The sequence below is a fragment of the Actinomadura xylanilytica genome (assembly GCF_030283145.1).
Classification (GTDB): Bacteria; Actinomycetota; Actinomycetes; order Streptosporangiales; family Streptosporangiaceae; genus Spirillospora; species Spirillospora xylanilytica.
Window position 1 is genome coordinate 69003 of sequence record NZ_JASNWE010000001.1, and the last position, 18542, is coordinate 87544.

At 70.3% G+C, this 18542-nt stretch carries 20 protein-coding genes; 15 read left to right on the forward strand and 5 right to left on the reverse strand.

The window, feature by feature from the left end:
* The first annotated feature begins 10 nt into the window (after window positions 1–10).
* Entirely contained in the window at window positions 11–1111 is a 1101-nt protein-coding gene (locus QP090_RS00285; protein WP_285936361.1) for a winged helix DNA-binding domain-containing protein, read from the forward strand.
* Between the two features lie 34 nt (window positions 1112–1145).
* Here QP090_RS00285 and QP090_RS00290 read toward each other — a convergent pair whose 3' ends face one another.
* Window positions 1146–2669, reverse strand: coding sequence for a long-chain-fatty-acid--CoA ligase (locus QP090_RS00290; protein WP_285936362.1), 1524 nt, complete (start codon window positions 2667–2669; stop codon window positions 1146–1148).
* A gap of 236 nt (window positions 2670–2905) precedes the next feature.
* Here QP090_RS00290 and QP090_RS00295 point away from each other — a divergent pair, with 236 nt between their 5' ends.
* Both QP090_RS00295 and QP090_RS00300 read left to right on the forward strand, forming a co-directional pair.
* Window positions 2906–3190: a hypothetical protein gene (locus QP090_RS00295; protein WP_285936363.1), complete on the forward strand. Its 285-nt coding sequence runs from the start codon at window positions 2906–2908 to the stop codon at window positions 3188–3190.
* 114 nt (window positions 3191–3304) lie between these two features.
* Window positions 3305–4693 carry a DUF2786 domain-containing protein gene (locus tag QP090_RS00300; protein WP_285936364.1) on the forward strand — a complete coding sequence of 463 codons (1389 nt, stop codon included), beginning with the start codon at window positions 3305–3307 and terminating at the stop codon, window positions 4691–4693.
* Between the two features lie 67 nt (window positions 4694–4760).
* Here QP090_RS00300 and QP090_RS00305 read toward each other — a convergent pair whose 3' ends face one another.
* Window positions 4761–4973, reverse strand: coding sequence for a helix-turn-helix domain-containing protein (locus tag QP090_RS00305; protein ID WP_285936365.1), 213 nt, complete (start codon window positions 4971–4973; stop codon window positions 4761–4763).
* A gap of 300 nt (window positions 4974–5273) precedes the next feature.
* Between QP090_RS00305 and QP090_RS00310 the strand changes: the two genes are divergently transcribed.
* From QP090_RS00310 to QP090_RS00325, 4 genes are read left to right on the forward strand one after another with little or no spacing between them, the layout of a single operon-like run.
* Window positions 5274–5654, forward strand: coding sequence for an ArsR/SmtB family transcription factor (locus tag QP090_RS00310; RefSeq protein WP_285936366.1), 381 nt, complete (start codon window positions 5274–5276; stop codon window positions 5652–5654).
* The gene (locus tag QP090_RS00315; protein WP_285936367.1) at window positions 5651–6148 is read left to right on the forward strand and encodes an SRPBCC domain-containing protein; all 498 of its coding nucleotides are present in this window, start codon (window positions 5651–5653) and stop codon (window positions 6146–6148) included. Before QP090_RS00310 ends, QP090_RS00315 begins: the two co-directional genes overlap by 4 nt.
* A gap of 50 nt (window positions 6149–6198) precedes the next feature.
* A complete protein-coding gene (locus tag QP090_RS00320; protein ID WP_285936368.1) occupies window positions 6199–6324 on the forward strand; it encodes a hypothetical protein in 126 nt (41 codons plus the stop codon).
* A complete protein-coding gene (locus tag QP090_RS00325) occupies window positions 6315–6509 on the forward strand; it encodes a hypothetical protein (RefSeq protein ID WP_285936369.1) in 195 nt (64 codons plus the stop codon). The genes QP090_RS00320 and QP090_RS00325 overlap by 10 nt, the downstream gene beginning before the upstream one ends.
* Here the strand turns inward: QP090_RS00325 and QP090_RS00330 are convergent.
* Window positions 6470–7243 (reverse strand): SDR family oxidoreductase, encoded by a 774-nt coding sequence (locus QP090_RS00330; protein WP_285936370.1) that lies wholly within the window; start codon window positions 7241–7243, stop codon window positions 6470–6472. The genes QP090_RS00325 and QP090_RS00330 overlap by 40 nt on opposite strands.
* A gap of 414 nt (window positions 7244–7657) precedes the next feature.
* On the opposite strand from QP090_RS00330, the gene QP090_RS00335 reads away from it, so the two are divergent.
* From QP090_RS00335 to QP090_RS00355, 5 genes are all read left to right on the forward strand, one after another.
* Entirely contained in the window at window positions 7658–8674 is a 1017-nt protein-coding gene (locus QP090_RS00335) for a hypothetical protein (protein WP_285936371.1), read from the forward strand.
* Between the two features lie 581 nt (window positions 8675–9255).
* Window positions 9256–10392: a hypothetical protein gene (locus tag QP090_RS00340; protein WP_285936372.1), complete on the forward strand. Its 1137-nt coding sequence runs from the start codon at window positions 9256–9258 to the stop codon at window positions 10390–10392.
* 260 nt (window positions 10393–10652) lie between these two features.
* Window positions 10653–11063 (forward strand): helix-turn-helix domain-containing protein, encoded by a 411-nt coding sequence (locus QP090_RS00345; RefSeq protein ID WP_285936373.1) that lies wholly within the window; start codon window positions 10653–10655, stop codon window positions 11061–11063.
* Window positions 11060–11356: a hypothetical protein gene (locus QP090_RS00350; RefSeq protein WP_285936374.1), complete on the forward strand. Its 297-nt coding sequence runs from the start codon at window positions 11060–11062 to the stop codon at window positions 11354–11356. The genes QP090_RS00345 and QP090_RS00350 overlap by 4 nt, the downstream gene beginning before the upstream one ends.
* 156 nt (window positions 11357–11512) lie before the next feature.
* Window positions 11513–12457, forward strand: a complete 945-nt coding sequence (locus tag QP090_RS00355; protein WP_285936375.1) for a WD40 repeat domain-containing protein — start codon at window positions 11513–11515, stop codon at window positions 12455–12457.
* 784 nt (window positions 12458–13241) lie between these two features.
* Here the strand turns inward: QP090_RS00355 and QP090_RS00360 are convergent.
* Complete coding sequence (locus QP090_RS00360) at window positions 13242–14018, reverse strand: hypothetical protein (protein ID WP_285936376.1); 777 nt, start codon at window positions 14016–14018, stop codon at window positions 13242–13244.
* Window positions 14019–14348: 330 nt separating this feature from the next.
* Here QP090_RS00360 and QP090_RS00365 point away from each other — a divergent pair, with 330 nt between their 5' ends.
* Both QP090_RS00365 and QP090_RS00370 read left to right on the forward strand, forming a co-directional pair.
* Window positions 14349–15287 carry an aldo/keto reductase gene (locus QP090_RS00365; protein WP_285936377.1) on the forward strand — a complete coding sequence of 313 codons (939 nt, stop codon included), beginning with the start codon at window positions 14349–14351 and terminating at the stop codon, window positions 15285–15287.
* Window positions 15288–15378: 91 nt separating this feature from the next.
* Entirely contained in the window at window positions 15379–16278 is a 900-nt protein-coding gene (locus QP090_RS00370; protein WP_285938534.1) for a serine/threonine-protein kinase, read from the forward strand.
* A 61-nt stretch (window positions 16279–16339) separates the two neighbouring features.
* Here QP090_RS00370 and QP090_RS00375 read toward each other — a convergent pair whose 3' ends face one another.
* On the reverse strand, window positions 16340–17002 hold the full coding sequence (locus QP090_RS00375) for a thiaminase II/PqqC family protein (protein WP_285936378.1): 663 nt from the start codon (window positions 17000–17002) through the stop codon (window positions 16340–16342).
* Between the two features lie 125 nt (window positions 17003–17127).
* Here QP090_RS00375 and QP090_RS00380 point away from each other — a divergent pair, with 125 nt between their 5' ends.
* The gene (locus tag QP090_RS00380; RefSeq protein WP_285936379.1) at window positions 17128–18411 is read left to right on the forward strand and encodes a citrate synthase; all 1284 of its coding nucleotides are present in this window, start codon (window positions 17128–17130) and stop codon (window positions 18409–18411) included.
* The last annotated feature ends 131 nt before the right edge of the window (window positions 18412–18542 follow it).

The following is an 18542-nucleotide window of genomic DNA, read 5'->3' on the forward strand; positions in this document are numbered from 1 at the left end:
GGCGGTCACGATGGCGAACACCTTCGGCCTGCGCGCGCTCAACCGGGCCACGCTAGCGCGCCAGATGCTGCTGGCCCGTGAGGACGTGCCGGTCAGCGAGGCGGTCGAACGGCTGGGCGGTTTGCAGGCGCAGGAGCCCCGGCCGCCGTACCTCGGGCTGTGGACGCGTGTTGCGGGGTTCCAGGCGGCCGACCTGCACGCGGCGCTGCACGATCGGTCCCTCGTGCGTGCCACGATGATGCGCGGCACCCTGCACCTGGTGTCGGCGGCCGACTACACCGCGCTGCGGGCGCCGCTGCAACCGATGCTCGACGCGGCGCTGCGGGTGCTGGGCAAGCGGGCGGAGGGGCTCGATCTCGACGCGGTGCTCCCAGTGGCGCGTGAGCTGCTGCTGGAGCGGCAGCGCACGTTCAACGAGGTCCGCGCGCTCTTGCGGGAGAGGTTCCCCGAGGTCGACGACCGCGCGCTCGGCCACGCGGTGCGTATGTGCCTGCCGCTGGTGATGGTCCCCACGCAAGACCGGTGGGGATTCCCGCGCACGTCGGAGTTCGCCCTGGCCGAGTCGTGGGTCGGCACCGCGCCGGATGAGAAGGCCGCCCCCGAGGCCCTGGTGCTGCGCTACCTCGCGGCGTTCGGTCCCGCCTCGGCCGCCGACGCGCAGGCGTGGTCGGGGCTGCCCGGCCTCGCCGAGGTGCTCGACGGGCTGCGCCCCGGGCTGCGGGTCTTCGCCGACGAGCGGGGGCGTGAGCTGTTCGACCTGCCCGACGCGCCGCGTCCGGACGAGGACGCCCCCGCGCCCGCCCGCTTCCTGCCCGAGTTCGACAGCCTCGTCCTGGCGCACGCCGACCGGACGCGCGTCATCTCCGACGCGCACCGGCCCGCCCTGACCACCAAGAACCTCCGGGTCCGCGCGACCTTCCTGTGGGACGGGTTCGCCTGCGGCACCTGGGAGATGGAGAGCAGGCGCACGACCGCCACGCTTCGGCTGCGCCCCTTCGAGCCCCTGCCTCGGGAGGCGCTGGACGACCTGACCGCCGAGGGCCGGGCGCTGCTGCGCTTCGCCGAGCCCGACGCGAAGGACCATGTCGTGACGGTGGCGGAGGACGGCTGACATGGGCCGCGCCGTCCGGCCCGGACGGGCCGGATCAGCCGATGGAGCGGCCCAGGCCGTCCCAGTACGGGGCGCGGAGGTTCTTCTTGAGGATCTTGCCGCTGGGATTGCGGGGCAGTTCGGCCGCGAAGTCGACCGACCTCGGCCGCTTGAACCCGGCGAGCCGCTCCCGGGCGTAGGCGAGCACCTCCTCCTCGGTCAGGTCCACTCCGGGGCGGGGCACCACCACGGCCTTGACCGCCTCGCCCCAGCGCTCGTCCGGCACCCCGATGACGGCCACGTCGGCGATGCCGGGGTGCGCCGCGAGGACCTCCTCGACCTCGATCGGGTACACGTTCTCCGCACCGGTGACGATCATGTCCTTGATCCGGTCGGTGAGGAACAGGTAGCCCTCGGCGTCGAGGTAGCCGGCGTCGCCGGTGCGCAGCCAGCCGCCGGTGCCGAGGAGCCGAGCGGTCTCGTCGGGCCGGTTCCAGTAGCCGGTGGTGTTCTGGCTCGAGCGGACCAGCAGCTCGCCGACCTCGCCCGGAGCCCGCTCCCCCTCGCCCGCCGGATCGGCGATCTTGAGCTCCACCCAGGCGTAGGGGCGTCCGGCCGAACGCATCAGGTGGCCGCGCGGCCCGCCGGGGTCGTGGTCCTCCGGTTCGAGCTGGACGATCGCGCCCGTCGTCTCGGTCATCCCGTAGACCTGGAAGAGCGGCGCCTTGAACGTCTCCAGCGCGACCCGCAGCACCTCGGAGGTGATCGGCGAGGCGCCGTAGAGGATCCCGCGCAGCGCCGAGTAGTCGCGGCCGGCCGAGCCCGGCACCTGACACATGAACTGGAGCACCGCCGGGACGATGAACGCGTTGGTGACCCGCTCGCGTTCGAAGGTGTCGACCAGGGCGGCGGGGTCGATATCGCGCACCAGCACCTGGCGGCAGCCCGCGTACAGGCCGGCCAGGGCCCAGCCGGAGCCGCCGATGTGGAACAGCGGCATCGGCACCAGGCTGACCGCCGAGCCGTCGAGCCGCCAGCGGCGGGCCATCCGCTCGCCGACCGCGAAGTTGGTGTTGCTGAGCTGGACGCCCTTGGGCACGCCGGTCGTCCCGGAGGTGTAGAGCTGCACCACGATGTCGTCGGGTTCGCCGACGAAGCCCGGGTCGTCGGCGGGGTGGGCGGCCAGCCACGCCTCGTGGCCGGCACCGGTGACGACCACCCGTCCGGGCAGGTCCGCGGCGAGCGCGGCGAACTCGGCGTCCAGCACGGTGACCGCGGCCCCCGCGTCGGCGACGATCGCGGCGATCTCGGCCGGGGTCAGCCGCCAGTTGACCGCGGCGGTCACCGCGCCGATCTTGGCGGCGCCGAACAGCAGGTCGAAGAACTCGGGCGCGTTCTTGCCGACGTGGGCGACCCGGGAGCCCGGCCCGAGCCCGGCGGCGAGCAGCGCCTGGGCGGCGCGGCTCGAACGCTCGTCCAGCTCGGCGTAGCTCACCGTCCGGCCGTCCCCGGTGAGGGCGGGAGAACCACCCCGTCCGCGCGCGTGGTCACGGACGATCGATACGACCCGGTAGTCCATTTCCACTCCTCAGAACGCTGTTTCGGTTCTGCCCGGCGACCCTATCCGCCCCGTCCCGGCTCGCGGAAGGACTGAATCGTCCCGCCGAACCGGCATGACTCTGCGAGCGTGCACGGCTCCGAATAGTGATCAATCCGAGACCTGTACTGATTGAAAGATCCACCAAATCAGCCCAAGCTGTCCCCGTTACCCAAAAAGCCGTCAAACCCGCCTAACCCTTGACAGGACGCGACCACATGTTCGAGATCTGGGAGACGAGTGAGCCCGCCCGGCTCATCAGCGACGCGGGGAGTCTGAAGGTCGCGCTGGAGAAGGTCGACACCATGTGCCGGCTGCGGCACGACCAGGCGGTGGCGCACGTCGGCGAGGCCCACGACAGCTACCACTTCGAGATCAGGGACCGCGGCGGCAAGTCGCTGGCCCGCCTGACCTACGCGCCCGACACCTCCCGCGCCTACCAGAGCGTCGTGGTGGAGGAGATGCGCGACGGCTCGCACACCGCGCCGGGCGAGGGCGGCTGATCCGTCCGGAACAAGTTGATCATCTTCTCGACGAGGGGGCGGCACGGGCGGGGCGCGGCGTGGCAGGATGCCTCGTGACCCGACGAGGCGAGCGCTCACGAGGAGGAGACACCCGTGCGGAAGGCGTGGTGGCGGCCCGGATTCGCGTCGGGCCCCGCGCCCGCGGACACGGCCGCCGAGACGGCCGCCGAGCTGGTGGCCGAAGCGGTGCGGGCCCTCGCCCGCGGGGACGGCGAGACGTTCCAGAGCCGGGTGGCCGCCCTCGTCGGGCTCCCTGAGGCGGCCGAGCCCCCCGAGCCGGCCGGGCGGCCCGGCCGCGCGGGCGGACGCGGCACCGAGTCCGGCCAGCGGGCCGAGGCGGCGGCCGGCTGGCGGCGCGCGGCCGACCTGGCCCTCCTCGACCGGCTGCGGGTGAGCGTCACCACGGCCTGGGAACGCGGCTGGCAGCCCGCCGACATCGCCCGGTACACCGCGCGCAGGCACGGGCCCCGGCACCGGCGGCTGGTGATCGACGCGATCGCCGCCGAGCTGCGGGGGTACAGCGCCGCGACCGTCGACGGGACGTGGCACGACCAGCTCGCCGCGCTCGGCGCCGAGATCTGGTGGGAGCGCGACGACGGGTACCTGGACGCCTGGAGCGAGCGCGAGGGCATCGACCGCACGGCCCTGGTCGTGTGCGTGGCCGAGCTGGCCCACCTGCTGATCGGGCTGCCCCTGCTGGCCCGGATCGGGCCTCCCCCCGGCACCGCGGGCGATGCCGGGCAGCCGCCGCCCGAGGCCGTGCGGGACGTCGACCAGCGGATGCTCGGTAAGGTCAGGGCGCTGCTGGCCAAGGCCGAGTCGACCGAGTTCCCCGAAGAGGCCGAGGCGCTGAGCGCGCGGGCCCAGGAGCTGATGGCGCGGCACAGCATCGGCCACGCGCTGCTCGCGGCCGAATCCGGCCACGCGGGCGAGCCCGCCGGGCGGCGGATCGCGGTCGACAACCCCTACGACGCGCCGAAGGCCGTCCTGCTGACCGTGGTCGCCGAGGCCAACCGGTGCCGCGCGGTGTGGCACCGCGAGCTGGGCTTCTCCACGGTGCTGGGCTTCCCCGCCGACCTCACGGCGGTGGAGATGCTGTTCACCTCGCTGCTGGTGCAGGCGACCGCGGCGATGGTGCACGCGGGGCCCCGCCGCGACTCGCGGGGCAGGTCGCGGACGCGGTCGTTCCGGCACGCGTTCCTCAACGCCTACGCGGCCCGGATCGGGGAGCGGTTGCGCGGGGCCGCGGGCGAGGCGGCGAGCCGGGCGGCGGCGGGGGCCGGCGGGAAGGATCTGCTCCCCGTGCTGGCCGCGCGCGACCGCGCCGTCGAGCAGGCCGTCGACTCGCTGTTCCCCAACCTGGCCAAGAGCCAGGCGGGGTCGGTCTCCAACTACGAGGGCTGGGTGGCCGGGCGGGTGGCCGCCGACCTCGCCAGCCTGAACGGACGATCCGAGGTCACCGGTTCGGTCCGCCGCAGGTAGCGCGTTCAGTTCCCTCCCGGAGGGCGGGGGGCGCCCGGAGCGCTCCCAGGTCGCGCCGGTCCCCCGGTCAGGCCTTCTTCCGCCGGGTGTTGCCGCCCCGGCCGCGGAGCGGCACGCCCGCCTCCTTGAGAACGTTGTAGATGAAGCCGTAGGAGCGTCCGGTCTCGGCGGCGAGGTCGCGGATGCTCTCGCCGGCGGCGTAGCGCGGCGCGAGTTCCGCGGCCAGCCGCGTGCGTTCGGCACCGGTCACGCGGGTGCCCCTCGCCAGAGTGCGGGCCACAGGTACCTCCTGGGTTCGAGGCTGGGCGGCGGGCCGGTACCCACAGCTCACAGCAGTGTTGATCTACTCAAGGTACACATTCCCCGTTAATCCACCGCCGATGCCGCATGAATCGACACAAGAGCGGCCAGTGCTGGACTTTTCCACTGCGCACGGCGTGTCGGAGCTAGACAGACGGCCCCGTACCCCCATGCCGCGCTCCGGCCGGGCGCGCCGCACCGATCCGGAGGGCCGGAGGGTCTTGACGGAGGATCATCCGGGCGCGTACTTTCCGAAGTAGTTAATTAACTGGAAGGAAAAATGAAGACCCAGACCGACCAGCTCAGCGTCACCTTCGCCGCCCTGGCCGACCCCACCAGGCGCGCGATCCTGGCGAGGCTGGTCCACGGCGAGGCCACCGTCAACGAGCTGGCCGAACCGTTCGAGCTGAGCCTCCCGGCCGTCTCCAAGCACCTGAAGGTGCTCCAGCGGGCCGGGCTGGTCGAACAAGGACGGCAGGCGCAGTGGCGTCCATGCCGGCTCCGGCCGGAACCGCTTCGGGAGGTGGCCGTGTGGATGGCGCAGTACCAGGAGTTCCTAGGCGAGAGCTTCGACCGCCTCGACGAGTACCTGGGCACGCTGCGGGCGAATCAGAACTCGACGGAACCGACAGCAGAGCCGACAGAGGGAGAAGAGCAGTGACGCGACAAGAACTGGGCGACGCGTCCACGAGCATCGTCGCCGAGGGCGCCGACATCGTCATGGAGCGGGTCTTCGACGCGCCCCGCGAGCTGGTCTGGGCCGCCATGACCTCGCCCGAGCACATCCCCAACTGGTGGGGCCCGCACGGCAACCACGCCGACGTCCAGGAGATGGACGTGCGGCCGGGCGGCAAGTGGCGGATCGGCCCCCCGCAGGGCACCGAGGGCGTCGCCTTCGGCGGGGAGTTCCTCCAGGTCGTGAGGCCCGAGCGGTTCGTGCGGACCTCCAGCCCCGACATGCCCGGGATGGACGGCGGCGGGCCGCCCGCGGTCGAGACCGTCACGCTGGAGGACCTCGGGGGCAAGACGAAGATGGTCTACCAGGGCCGGTTCCCGTCCGAGGACGTGCTCGAGTTCGCGCTGGCGCAGGGCATGACCAAGGGCGTCCTGGAGCAGTTCGACCGCCTGGCCGCCCTGCTCGCCGAGATCGGCTGACCGGCCCGGTCCGATGGCCCGCACGGGGCGGGCAGACCACCGCGCTCAAAGTGCTGGGCACCCTGCGCCGTCCCGCCGGCGGGGCGGCGCGGGTGTTCGACCACGACGTGGTGCGCGAGGCCGACGCCGTGCGCGCCGGTGGGGCCGGACCGGGCAGCGCTCCTCGGTGCTGCTGACCACCCGGTACCTCGAGGTGGCCGACCGCCTCGCCACCCTGATCGCGGCCATCGTCGACGACTCCTCCCTCGAGCAGCCGAGCCTGGACGAGGTCTTCCTCCAGCGCCCGGCCGCCGCGGCCGAGCGCGCTGAATCGCGACGCACTCACCAGCGAGCAGGTCGGGCGTGCTTCTCCTCGAGATAGTCGCCCCAGGTGCGCCGACCCGTGGCGCCGGACTCTGTGACCAGATGTCCCTCGCGCTGGGTCCGTCCCACCTTGCCGGGAAGCCAGAGCGGCAGGATCGGGCGCCGTGCGTCCCGCGCGCGCAGCCACGCCGCCGCATACTCGCCGAACGGGCGGACGTCCGGACCGCCGATCTCCTCGATCGCGTGACCGGGTCCCCGACCGACCATCATGTCGATCCGGTCGGCCACATCCCCGGTGCCGACCGTCTGCCACGGCGTGCGCGCCGGAACGGCGACGGGCCCAAGACGGCCGAACATCCCCAGCATCGTCTCGGTGAACTCCGGGAACGGGGTGGCGCGCAGCACCGACCAGGGGACGCCGCCGTCCATGACCACCTGCTCCGCAGCCGCCTTGAACCGGAAGTAGCGGCTGGGCACGCGGTCGACTCCCACGATCGACACGTACAGCAGATGTCCCACGCCGGCCTTCTCCGCCGCCTCGGCCATGCGGCGGGTGCCGTCCACATCCACGCGGCCCGTGTTCCACTTGTGGGCCGCGGACGCCAGATGGACGATGACGTCGACGCCCTCGAGCGCGCCCGGGATCCCCTCTCCCGTCTCCAGGTCCCCCCGGACGTCGCGTTCCGTGGCGGGACGGCGCGTCAGGACCCGCACGGCGTGGCCCTCCTTCACCAGGCTGGGCACCGCCACACGCCCGAGCGTGCCGGTACCGCCCGTGACCAGAATGAGCATCGTCTCTCCTCACAGGGGGATGGCCTCTGGTCCCTGGAGACGGACCGCCCTACAGGAACGTGACATGACGCCAAAACGGCCCCTTCCATCCCACGGTGACCCGCACCGCTCCAAGGACACAGGCGCCCACGTCCACGCATTCTCAGCGAGGAGCACCGGATTTCCGCATAAACAATTGACAGCCGGTCAGACACAATCTGGCGATCAAGGATCCCCAATCCCAAAAGCGACCCGGCGACAAAGTCATCATCATCGCCACATCTCCCATCGAACCGCGCCGGCCTTCGTGTTCACCGCGCGGGCGAGAACGGGATGGGTAATCCACAGAACGGGGTTCGCCTTCCGGTGCCCGTGCGTCCCGCCGCATCCTGGCCACGACGACGCGTTCACCTTGTTGGAAGGAGGCGGGCACCCATGTCCGCGACCATCACGTTCCCCGTTCCGACGACCACCACCTCCCGGTTCGTCGTGGCGGCCGAGAGTGTGCCGAAGGAGCTCACCTCCCTCGTCCATGCCAGAACGACCGGCGCCTTCCAAGCCCACGTCCGGGGCCGGGCGGGCACACCGCAACTCGATGTCAGCCGGGAAGAGTCCGCGTGGCTGCGCTGGGATCCGACCAGCATCAGGGCCGTCCATCCCGAGCATCGGCGAGCGGAGACGGCCTTCCACCATGCTCGCGAGTTCGCCGTCATCACCGCGTCCGGCCCGGTCACCGACCAGCCGCGCGGGGTGCAGGTGGCCCGCGCCGCCGCCTACGGCGTCGCCGAGGCCACCGGCGGCGTCGCCGCCGATCTGGTGACCGGGCACATCTTCCACACCGCCGCCGCCAACCTCACAGGCCGGCCGGCACCGCCTTCCGAACGCCCTCGTTTCGTGCTCGCCGACCAATGGCTGGGCGAGGCCCTCCCCCCGTTCCGGGCCAACGGCCGCTGCACGGCGGCCGATCCCGAGCAGGATCCCGAAGGGGTGAACGGCTGTTGCTGCGTCCGGCTGATGACCCGCGGCCTCCGCCGTTTCGGCCTGCCCGAGCTTCAGATCACCGACGTGGCCTGCCCGCACGACGTCGCCGCCCTCAACGTCCTGCGCACCACCGCCCGCCGCCTGCTCACCGACCATTGGGCCTGGCTGGCCACCGGGCCAGCGTGCCGTACCCGCACGATCGCGGCCGGTACCAGCCTCACCACGGGCGACTTCGACGATTTCTGGGGCTCGTCCCGACGGAACGGATCCCCCTCCGCCGAGCCGTTCCGGATCCTGCTGCGCCCGACGACTCCCCGGCTCATCACCGTCGGACCGCCCGAGGACTACCGCGGAACGGTCAACGACTGGCTCTGGTCCGGCTCCCTTCCCGGCGGCATGTACGACATCCTCAGCTCCCCGGCCGACGAGGACGCACTCGCATCCCCCGTCCAGTCACCAGCCGACCCCTGACCCGCTCACCATCACACCCCACTTCACCGACACCACCCATATCAGCGCCCAGAGGTCCGGCGAACGGAGCCAGGCAGACGGCCCCAGGACGCACGGGCCAGCCGCAGCCGGACGGGGCATTCCGCCCCCAACCGTCATGCTCGACACTCGCCATTCATGGCACATAGGGCGCCATCAGCCCGACCAGCCCACCTCCGGAGGGTCTCCCCTCAACATCATCCCGCCACCGAGAGTGACAGCTGACCCCGCACACAAGTCACTCATTTCACCCGCACTATCGCCCCTTTCCGTACACCACAGGAGCAGCAGACCACCAGAAATACCACCATTCATCAGGGTGATGCAGTCCATGTGGCGCGATCTCCACAAGGACGGACTCGCACTCCCCGGGGAACGGGTCAGTAGATCGACTGTGACCAATGTTCAACGCTCCGTAGCCAAACTGGCTACGATCGGCTTTCTGACGGTGACCACCGCGATCCCCCGGGGCGAAGATGAACCGTTTGACGGCAGCTCCCAGACTCACCCGCACAGCGGGGCGCGTCCTCCGCTGTGCGTGCGGGCTGCTGGGTTGCGCGGCCATGGCCGGCGCCCTCTCCTTCGGCGCGCCCGCGCCTGCCGAGGGCTCGACTCTGGAGGAGCCGAAGCCCCGCAAGTCCATGCCCGACATCTGCCGTCAGCGTCCGTACATCGGCGACTGGAACACGGCGCACATCTGCCGGGAGGCGTGGCTGGGCCTGTACGGAGGACCATGGGCCATCCCAGAGCACGAAACCGCTACGAGAAAGTCCCACAACGCCGAAAGAACGCCCGAGTCCCGGCATCGTCCGTCGCGGCCGCACAGAACGAAACGGCCTCCCTCACCCCGCCGCCCCCCACCCCCACCTCGACGTCCGAGCCGGGTCCCGGCGAACCCTCCCACCCCGGTACCGGTCCGAGACCCGGAGCAGGCCGACGACCCGGGACAGCAGGCACACTCGCTCCAGCCACTGCTGTTCCTCGGCCTCCTGCTTCCGGCCGCGGCGGCGATCGGCTTCCCCTTCCGACACCGCATCCTCACGGCGGCCGGAACGGTCTTCCTGGCATCGGAGGCGGCGGCCGAGGCCGCGGACGAGCGGCCCGTCCGGTTCCTCCACAGGCCCGCGATCGACCCGTTCGCGCTGCCGGCGCTCGGGCTCACCGGGCCGGGCGCCGCCGACACCGCGAGAGTGATCGCCCTGGCCGCGCTCGAGGGGTACGGCGACAGCGCCCTGGTGGTGATCCCCCGCGACGACGCCACCGCGCTCTTCGGCCTGGCCGAAGACGAGCTGCTCGACGAGAGCACGGCCCAGCTGTTCATCCCCGGCAACCTCGACGCCGCGCTGGCCTACCTGGAGACCGAACTGGCCATCCGTCAGGGCGCGTCCTCCCCCGGGACCCGCCGTCTGCTACTGATGGCCGACTGCGAGAAGGAGGCCGACAGGATCCACGCACTCCAGGCCCGCCACCCCAGTGGCATGTCGGCCGTCCTCCTCGGCGACTGGCCCGCCGACCAGATCACGGTCGACAACGACGGCCTCGTCGAAACCTCCCCCGCCGTGGCCGGCCACCTGCCCGAACGGCTCCCGGCGATGTCCCGCACCGAGGCCCGCGACCGCCTCTACGCGACCCTCAGCCGCGACGACCACAACCAGGGCACATCGGGACGCCGCTCAAAACGTGGAGTGAAACGCACCTGACCGACACCGCCCCCGTCACCCGACCCGGTCGGCTTACACCGCGTCGATACGACGATCGCGGCCACGGCCACGGCCACGGCCACCAGATCACACAGCGACACCCCCCAGCGGCAGCCCCCGACCGTCATCTGAGAGCCCCAACCCACAACTTCAGCGCCGAACCCCTCACCCCCGCCCCGGCGCCATCCGACGAGCCCCCCGGCTGATGCGCAGCACCCTCCATTTCCGCGCTGAAGACTGTCCCGTAACTACGGGCGATCTTGGTCGTCGAACACCGCCTGGAGCGGATGACCAGTGCGGACCAGGCCGAGTGGGTGCCGGTGTTCACCAGCCTGTCGGTGCGGCAGTTCCGCAAGCTGGTGCGGATCGTCGTGCATCGAGGCGGGGAGCAGTCCGGGACCGGCCGCCGGTGGAGTCTGCCGTTCGCCGACCGGGTGTTGCTGTTCACGGAGTACTACCGCACCAACCTGACGCTGCGGTCGGTCGCATTGCAGTTCGGGGTGTCAAAGTCTGGCGCGCATCGGGTGGTGGACCACTTGGCACCGCTGCGCACCCTGGCTCCGATCGTCAATCGGCATGGCCCGGACACGGCGCTGATCGTGGCCGGGACGCTGGTGCCCACCCACCACCAGAGCATCACAGCGCCGTCAAGAACCACCGATACTCGGTGAACACGCAGGTGGTCATCGACGCCGACACCCGGATGACGGTCGTGGTCGGGAGGCCGGCGCCAGGTGTCCACAATGACTGCACCCCCTACCGCGACTCGGAAACCGAACGGGCCTGTCGCGGCGCGCACGTGATGACCCACGGCCAGAGAAACCCGAAGGTCATCGCGCCCTACCGGAGACCCAGTGACGGCGGCGAACTCGCCGGGTGGCAGGTCGAGCCGAACACCGCGCACAAGCGGGTCCGAGCCCGCACTGTCGCGCTCCTGCACAAGCTCACCATCACCGGCTGCTGACAGCAGCACCCCAGAAGCAGCGTCCTGCCATCGCTTCCAGTGCCTCGGTGCCACAACGCCCGGCGACCGCCAAGGATCCGAAGCGCATCGCAGCCGGGTCAACCTGCCCGAGGCGCTCCCGATGTCCGGGACGAGGAAGATCGTTAGACTCCATCGATGTTTCAGAGCAGTCGCCTGCCGTCAGGATCGGACATCTGCGATCTGGACGCCGTCACCGTTCGCGACGAGACCAGGGTCGTGTGCGTCACCGGCGACGGCAAGGCCTGGTCCTGGGACCCCTCGTGTGATCACTGGACTTCTCGGTCGCTCCCGCCGGCCTATGAGGACTACCCGGACGCCGAGGCCGATCTGGACTGCGCGTCGGCCGGGGTTCACCAGGGCCGGGTCATCCTCGCAGGTGGCAGCGAAAACCATGGCTTTGCCGCCTGGGATCTCGATGGCGGCGCCGTTCTGCGGACGACCTCCCAAGATGAGGACGACTGTCCGCTGTGGTCGGTGACCTCCTTCGAAGTGGACGGGCAGCTGTGGTTCGCCTGCGGCGGCGCGTCCAACCCGGTGGTCGGACTGTGGGAGCCTTCCGGCGGTGAGCTGGTGGAGTTGGACAACGACCACCAGGACGGCATCCTCTCCCTGGCCGCCGGACGATTGGGTGATCTCCCGGTGCTGGCGGCGGGTGGCTTCGATCGCCTGGTCACCCTGTGGGACCTGCGTTCGCGCGAGCGGATCGCCACCTTCTCCAAGGCGGGAGGCAAGGTGTGGGCCCTGGCTCTGACCTCCCTCGACCGCCATCCGATCGTGGTGGGCGGTGTGGAGAGCGGTGACCTGTACGTGTGGGATGCCGACGGTTCGCTCGTGAAGAGCCTGAACTGCCACGACGAGCGCATCATGAGTATGGACGCCGCTGTGGTCGACGACCGCACCATCGCGATCACCGCCGCAAACGACGGAACCGTGCGCACCTGGGATCTGGCCGAAGGCAACCAGTCCGGCGACGTCCTCGACAGCGACAACACCAAAGTCCTGATCACCCGGTTCGGCGTCCGCCAGGTGGCCTTGGCCGGTGGCAGGGAGGGGACCATCCGGGGCTGGTACCTGTCGTGACCCCATGGGAATGGCGACTGCCCGCCGACCACAACGTCGCTGACGACGGGGGGAACCTCAGCCGCGGGTTCGTCCGCCGGCAACAGCACCCAGATCAGGTCGGAACGTCGGCGCCTGCACCCAATCAACACGTCTTGTCATCACGCGACACCCTCACCTCCAATGAGCCATTCAGCGAACAACCCACACCCCGCAGGCCTCCCCGCTCCGCCCCCGTCCAAAAAGCCCCCCAAGAAACGCTCGCACGAGCCCACCGCCAGGAGCCGATACTGCCCACCCCAAGACGCATACGTAAATCCACAGCGCCCCACGCATTCCCAAGAGACACCAGCAGATATCCAAAACGCGCGCACATAGACGCCCTTGCCACCGCACGCGCCCTCGAGCCCCCAGCCGCGCGCCGTCGCCCGGCCCCCGCCGTCGCCCCGCACCGCCCCGCACCGCACCGCACCGCACCGCACCGCACCGCCGCCAGAACGCCAGACAAATACGGCGCACTGGGTCGTTTTCATCCTCTTGCGGGGAGTGTCGATCACGCGTGATCACGCTGTCGGTGTTCAGCGGCTTCGTCGAAGCGTTGTGGCACTGCTGTCACCCCGTTCCCCCAAGCTCACTGCGGCCCCGGCAACGACCACGAAGGACGGACGGCACCTGCTGGTCCGGAACGGCGCCCTCATCGCCACCGGCCGGGTGCAGGCCGACTGCCCCACCACTCGGGCGGGACCGGATCCACAGCGCCGGGCGTGAGTTGTCGATGATCGCGGGTGGCCGCGTTCCGGCCGGCTCAGAGGGCGTGATGACCGGTGACGGCGCGGGCTTCGGCCAAGGCCCGCAGAGCGCGGGTCGCCGGGGCCGTCTCGGGTGGTTCGTCGACATCGCGGTCGACATAGGCGGTACACCGCAGGAGCCAGCCGCGGACCACGTCCTCGATCTGGGCCTCTTCACGGCGGGCCTTGGCAAGGGCGGCGAGGCGCCGGTCCTCCCGGACCCGGTCCGCCAGGCCCTGGTCGGCGCCAAGGCCCCGGACGTCGGGTAGCGCATACCGGCCGAGCTGGTCCTTGGCCAGGTCGCGTTCTGCCGCGATCCGCTCGAAGGTCCGTTTGGGCCAGCCGAGGACCTTCGCGGCGGACCGAGCATCCACAGTGTCCGCCATCTTTCCCTTGCGCGCCGCGACGATGTCGGACACCGATCCCGGATCGAGGCCGTCCAGATCCCGCAGCAGGTACACGGGATAGTCCCGGTATCGGCTGATCACCTTGAGCCGGCCGTGGGCCACCAGCATCTCGATGTCCGCCCGTTCGACGTCCAGCCCCAGCGCGGCGGCGACGCGGTCCGCCGCACGGCCGGCTCCGATGGGCGGGTCCGCGCCGAAGGCGGCGGCGATCCGGGCGGCGGCTCCGGCACACTCCTCTGACACTCGGGCGGACCAACGGCCGCCCTCAAGGTCGGGTCCGGGAAGCATCCCTTGCTCCCAGCCCAGCCGGACCTGCCAACCGGACAGGCCGAGCTTCCTGGCGAACTGCCGGATCCCGTGATCGTTGGCGCTGATCTCCGTCGTCATCGTCGTGCCTCCTCAGGCTCGTGTGAACGGCTGACGGGCAACAGCCTGGTCCGGTCGGAACGACGGGAGAAGTGGAACGAGATTCTGTGGATAACGTTCAGCGCATTCTGATCATGAGATGAACTCCGGAGACGCGGCATTTCTTCGCGTGGCCGCCGTGTCGGCCCGTGTCCGGCCCAGCGCCAGGGCTTCGGCAGCACATCTGCGGTCACCACCGCGACCGCACCGCACTCGGCGGCTGGAGGCGACGATCGTACGATCTCCTCAGCCGCAGCGGCGGATGCCGCCGCGGTCCCTGTGCACGTGGTGGCGCATGCCAGGCTGAACGGCATGAGCGGATTGCAGCGATTGGGCGTCGGGCTGGCGGCACTGGGCCGTCCGGCGTACATCAACGTGGGCCGATCGAGCGAACTGCCCTTCGGGCGCAGTCCGGACGGGCTCCGCCAGGCCACCTGGGACGTCCTCGACGCCGCGTACGCCGCGGGCATCAGGTGGGTGGACACGGCGCGTTCGTACGGACGGGCCGAGGAGTTCCTGGGCGAGTGGCTCTCCATCCGGGCTCCTGCGGACATCACCGTGTCCAGCAAATGGGGATACACCTACGTCGGCGGCTGGCGGGTGGACGCTCCAGTACACGAGGTCAAGGAACACAGCGTGAGCCGCTACCGCGCCCAGTACAAGGAGACCCGTGGACTGCTCAACGGGCGTCTCGCGGTCTATCAGGTGCATTCCCTCACCATGGACAGTCCGTTGTTCGAGGACGTTCCATTGCAGGAGGCCATTGCCGAGGCCGCGGCAGAGGGGGTCCGGGTCGGGTTCTCAACATCCGGCGCCGCACAGGCCGACACCATCCGGAGAGCCCTCGAACTGGAGGTTGCCGGGCAGCGGCTCTTCACCACCGTCCAGTCCACCTGGAACGTTCTCGAGACGTCAGCGGGCGATGCGCTTTGTGAGGCGCACGACGAGGGGCTGCACGTCCTGCTGAAGGAGGTGATGGCCAACGGGAAACTGGCGGTGCGGCCTCCTCAGGCCCTCCGACGTATGGCGTTCGAGAACTGCACGCGGCCGGACGCGCTGGCCGTCGCCGCCGCCCTGAGCAGGTCATGGGCGGACACCATCCTCATCGGTGCCGCCAGCACGGCGCAGCTGGCGTCGAACCTTGAGGGAGCGACCGTGCTGCTCACCGAGCCGGACCTGGAGGAGCTGGCGGCGCTGTGCCTGCCGCCGACCCGATACTGGTCGGACCGGGCGGCGCTGCCCTGGACCTGACGACCGGAACGGCGCGGTTCCAGAGGCGGACGGGCGGACGAGCCGGTCGTGGCACGATGAAGCGCGCCCACCATGATCGGATTCCGTGCCCATGCAGTCGCCGCCCCCAAGAGTCCCGCCGACGATCGGCCCCTACCGCGTGATCGCGCGGCTCGGATCTGGAGGCATGGGCGAGGTCTTCCTCGCCACCTCGCAGAGCCGCCGGCTGGTCGCCGTGAAGGTCATCAGGCCGGAGCATGTGGGCGATCCGCGCTGGCGGGACCGTTTCCGCCAAGAGGTGACCTCCGCGCGGTCGGTCAGCGGCTTCTACACGGCACCCGTCGTCGACGCCGATCCGGACGCCGACGAGCCATGGCTCGCGACGCAGTACATCCGCGGGGTCAGCCTGGCGGAGGCCGTGCGGGAGAAGGGGCCGCTGCCGGAACAGGCCGCGTGCCGGCTGGGCGCGGGCCTCGCCGAGGCCCTCATCGCGATCCACCAGGCCGGGATCGTGCATCGGGACCTCAAACCCTCGAACGTCCTGCTCGCCGCAGACGGCCCGAGGGTCATCGACTTCGGCATCGCCCGCCCCCTCGGGGCGCTTCCGCTGTCGCGCACGGAAATCCTCGGTACCCCCGCGTACATGTCTCCCGAGCAGGCGCTGGGGGACGCCGTGACGCCCCAGAGCGACGTGTTCTCCCTGGGCGCGACGCTCGTGTGCGCGGCCACAGGCGCCGCCCCCTTCGGGACGGATCACAAGGTGCGCGGACGCATCGTGCACGGCGAGCCCGACCTCAGCCGGTTGCCCGACCCGCTACGCGGCCTGGTCACCCGGTGCCTCCTGAAAGAACCGCAGGAACGCCCGTCTCCTGAGCAGGTTCTCACCGCGCTCTCGACGCTGCTGGACGCCCACTACGGCGAGGAGTGGCTGCCCGCCGACGTCGAGGCGCTCATCGGAGCCCAGGACCAGACGCTGGTCCAAGCCACCGCGGAGTTGCCACCGCTTGGCTAAAAGACACGCCGCGCAGGGCGTTTCCTGTCAGTGTCTCCCTCGTGCGCCCGCGGGGTTCCTGCTAACGGGCGCCTTCCGCGAGGCTGTCCCAGAACGCGGTCTCGTAGACGTGAAGCAGTCGGGCGGCACGCACGACCTCTTCAGGATCGTCGCCCGCCTCGAGCCCTCCGGCGATGACCGCCATCGCCTGGCCCTCGAAACCGGGGGGCGGTTCCGCGAAGAATTCGAAGAAACCGACGTCCGCCTCGCTGAAGCCGTAGCGGGCTCGCAGGGCCGCGGCCGTACGACCGCAGTACGAGCCCCACTCCTCAAGGTTGGCGAGCATCGCCAGAGCTACCTCGCTCGCCGTTCCGAAGGCGGCGCGCTGCGCCAGAAAGGCGGGGTACGCCTGAGCGAAGGGACGCGGCTCGTGGGCCCTGAGATCCTTCTCACTCTCCCCGAGGGATTCAGCGAAGTTCTGAAGCAATACCAGGGCCTGCGCCTCCCCCTGCGCAAGCGAGAGGAAGAGCGTTCCGGCCGGCGGGTCCGGATAGCGAGAGGCCAGCAGAGCGAAGCTGCGCCGGTCGCTGCCGACGATCCGATATTCCTCTCCTGCCAGCGAGGCCAGGCGTTCACGGGGAATCTCACCGGCTTCGAGGAGGTCGAGGAACCGGTTGCCGGACGCGGCGGCGGCGATGTCCTCACGTGCTCGCACGACGAGCTCATCAGCATTGTGACGGGTCATGCACTCAGAGCAACACCCGGGGGCGCCCTCCGTCAACGAACCCACCGCGGATTAACCTGCACGATCACGTGGATACGATGCCAAGAGTAACGTCTACGCAGGTGTGGACGGAGTTGGGAGCGAGCATGTCCGATTTCGAGCTCAACCACGCGGGCGGCCGGGTGCCCCTCGACGTGACGCCGGCGACCGAGGGCCCTGGGGGCCTGGGCGTGGGCAGTCTCCTCAAACAAACGGGGAACGTCACCCTCGATCCCGGCTTCACCAACACCGCTTCCACCACGTCGGAGATCACCTACATCGACGGCGAAGCGGGCATCCTCCGCTACCGGGGCTACCCGATCGAGGAACTGGCCGAGAAGTCCTCCTTCCTGGAGGTCGCCTATCTGCTCATCCACGGCGAGCTTCCCTCCGCGGACAAGCTGTGGGAATTCAGCGACAGCATCCGCAACCACACTTTGCTCGACGAGAAGTTCCGCGCTTTCTTCTCGGCGTTCCCGAGGCGCGCCCACCCGATGGCGGTGCTCTCCTCCGCGGTCAGCGCCCTGTCGACGTTCTACCAGGACAGCCTCGACCCGTTCGACGACAAGCAGGTCGACCAGTCCAGCATCCGGCTCATCGCCAAGCTGCCGACGATCGCGGCGTACGCGTACAAGACCTCGATCGGGCAGCCGCTGCTCTACCCGGACAACTCCCTCGGGTACGTGGAGAACTTCCTGCGGATGACGTTCGGCCTGCCCACCCAGCCGTACGAGATCGACCCCGAGATCGTCCGCGTGCTCGACATGCTGTTCATCCTGCACGCCGACCACGAGCAGAACTGCTCGACCTCGACGGTGCGGCTCGTCGGCTCCAGCCAGGCCAACCTGTTCTCCTCGGTGTCCGCCGGTGTGGACGCGCTGTTCGGCCCGTTGCACGGCGGCGCCAACCAGGCCGTGCTGGAGATGCTGGAGGGCATCCACGAGAACGGCGATGACATCGACTCGTTCGTACGGCGGGTCAAGGACAAGGAGCCCGGCGTGAAGCTCATGGGCTTCGGGCACCGCGTCTACCGCAACTACGACCCGCGCGCCGCCGTGGTGAAGAAGGCCACCCGCAAGGTCCTGGACGCCATGGGGAAGTCCGACCCGCTGCTTGACCTGGCGATGCGCCTGGAGGAAGTCGCCCTCAGCGACGACTATTTCACCGAACGGAAGCTCTACCCGAACGTCGACTTCTACACCGGTGTCATCTACAAGGCGATGGGCTTCCCGACCAACGCCTTCACCGTGCTGTTCGCCCTCGGGCGGCTCCCCGGCTGGATCGCCCAGTGGCGCGAGATGATGAACGACCCCGGCACCAAGATCGGGCGCCCGCGCCAGGTGTACGTGGGACCGGGCGAGCGCCACTACGTGGACCTGTCAGCGCGCTGACCGCCACGGCGACGCCGAGCCGTCGTACGTGACGGACCACGGCGCATAGGGCCGGACACCGGGATGATCTCCCCGGTGCCCGGCCCTTGCCGATCCGGAGTTATCCACAGAATTCCGTTCTACTTCCGTCC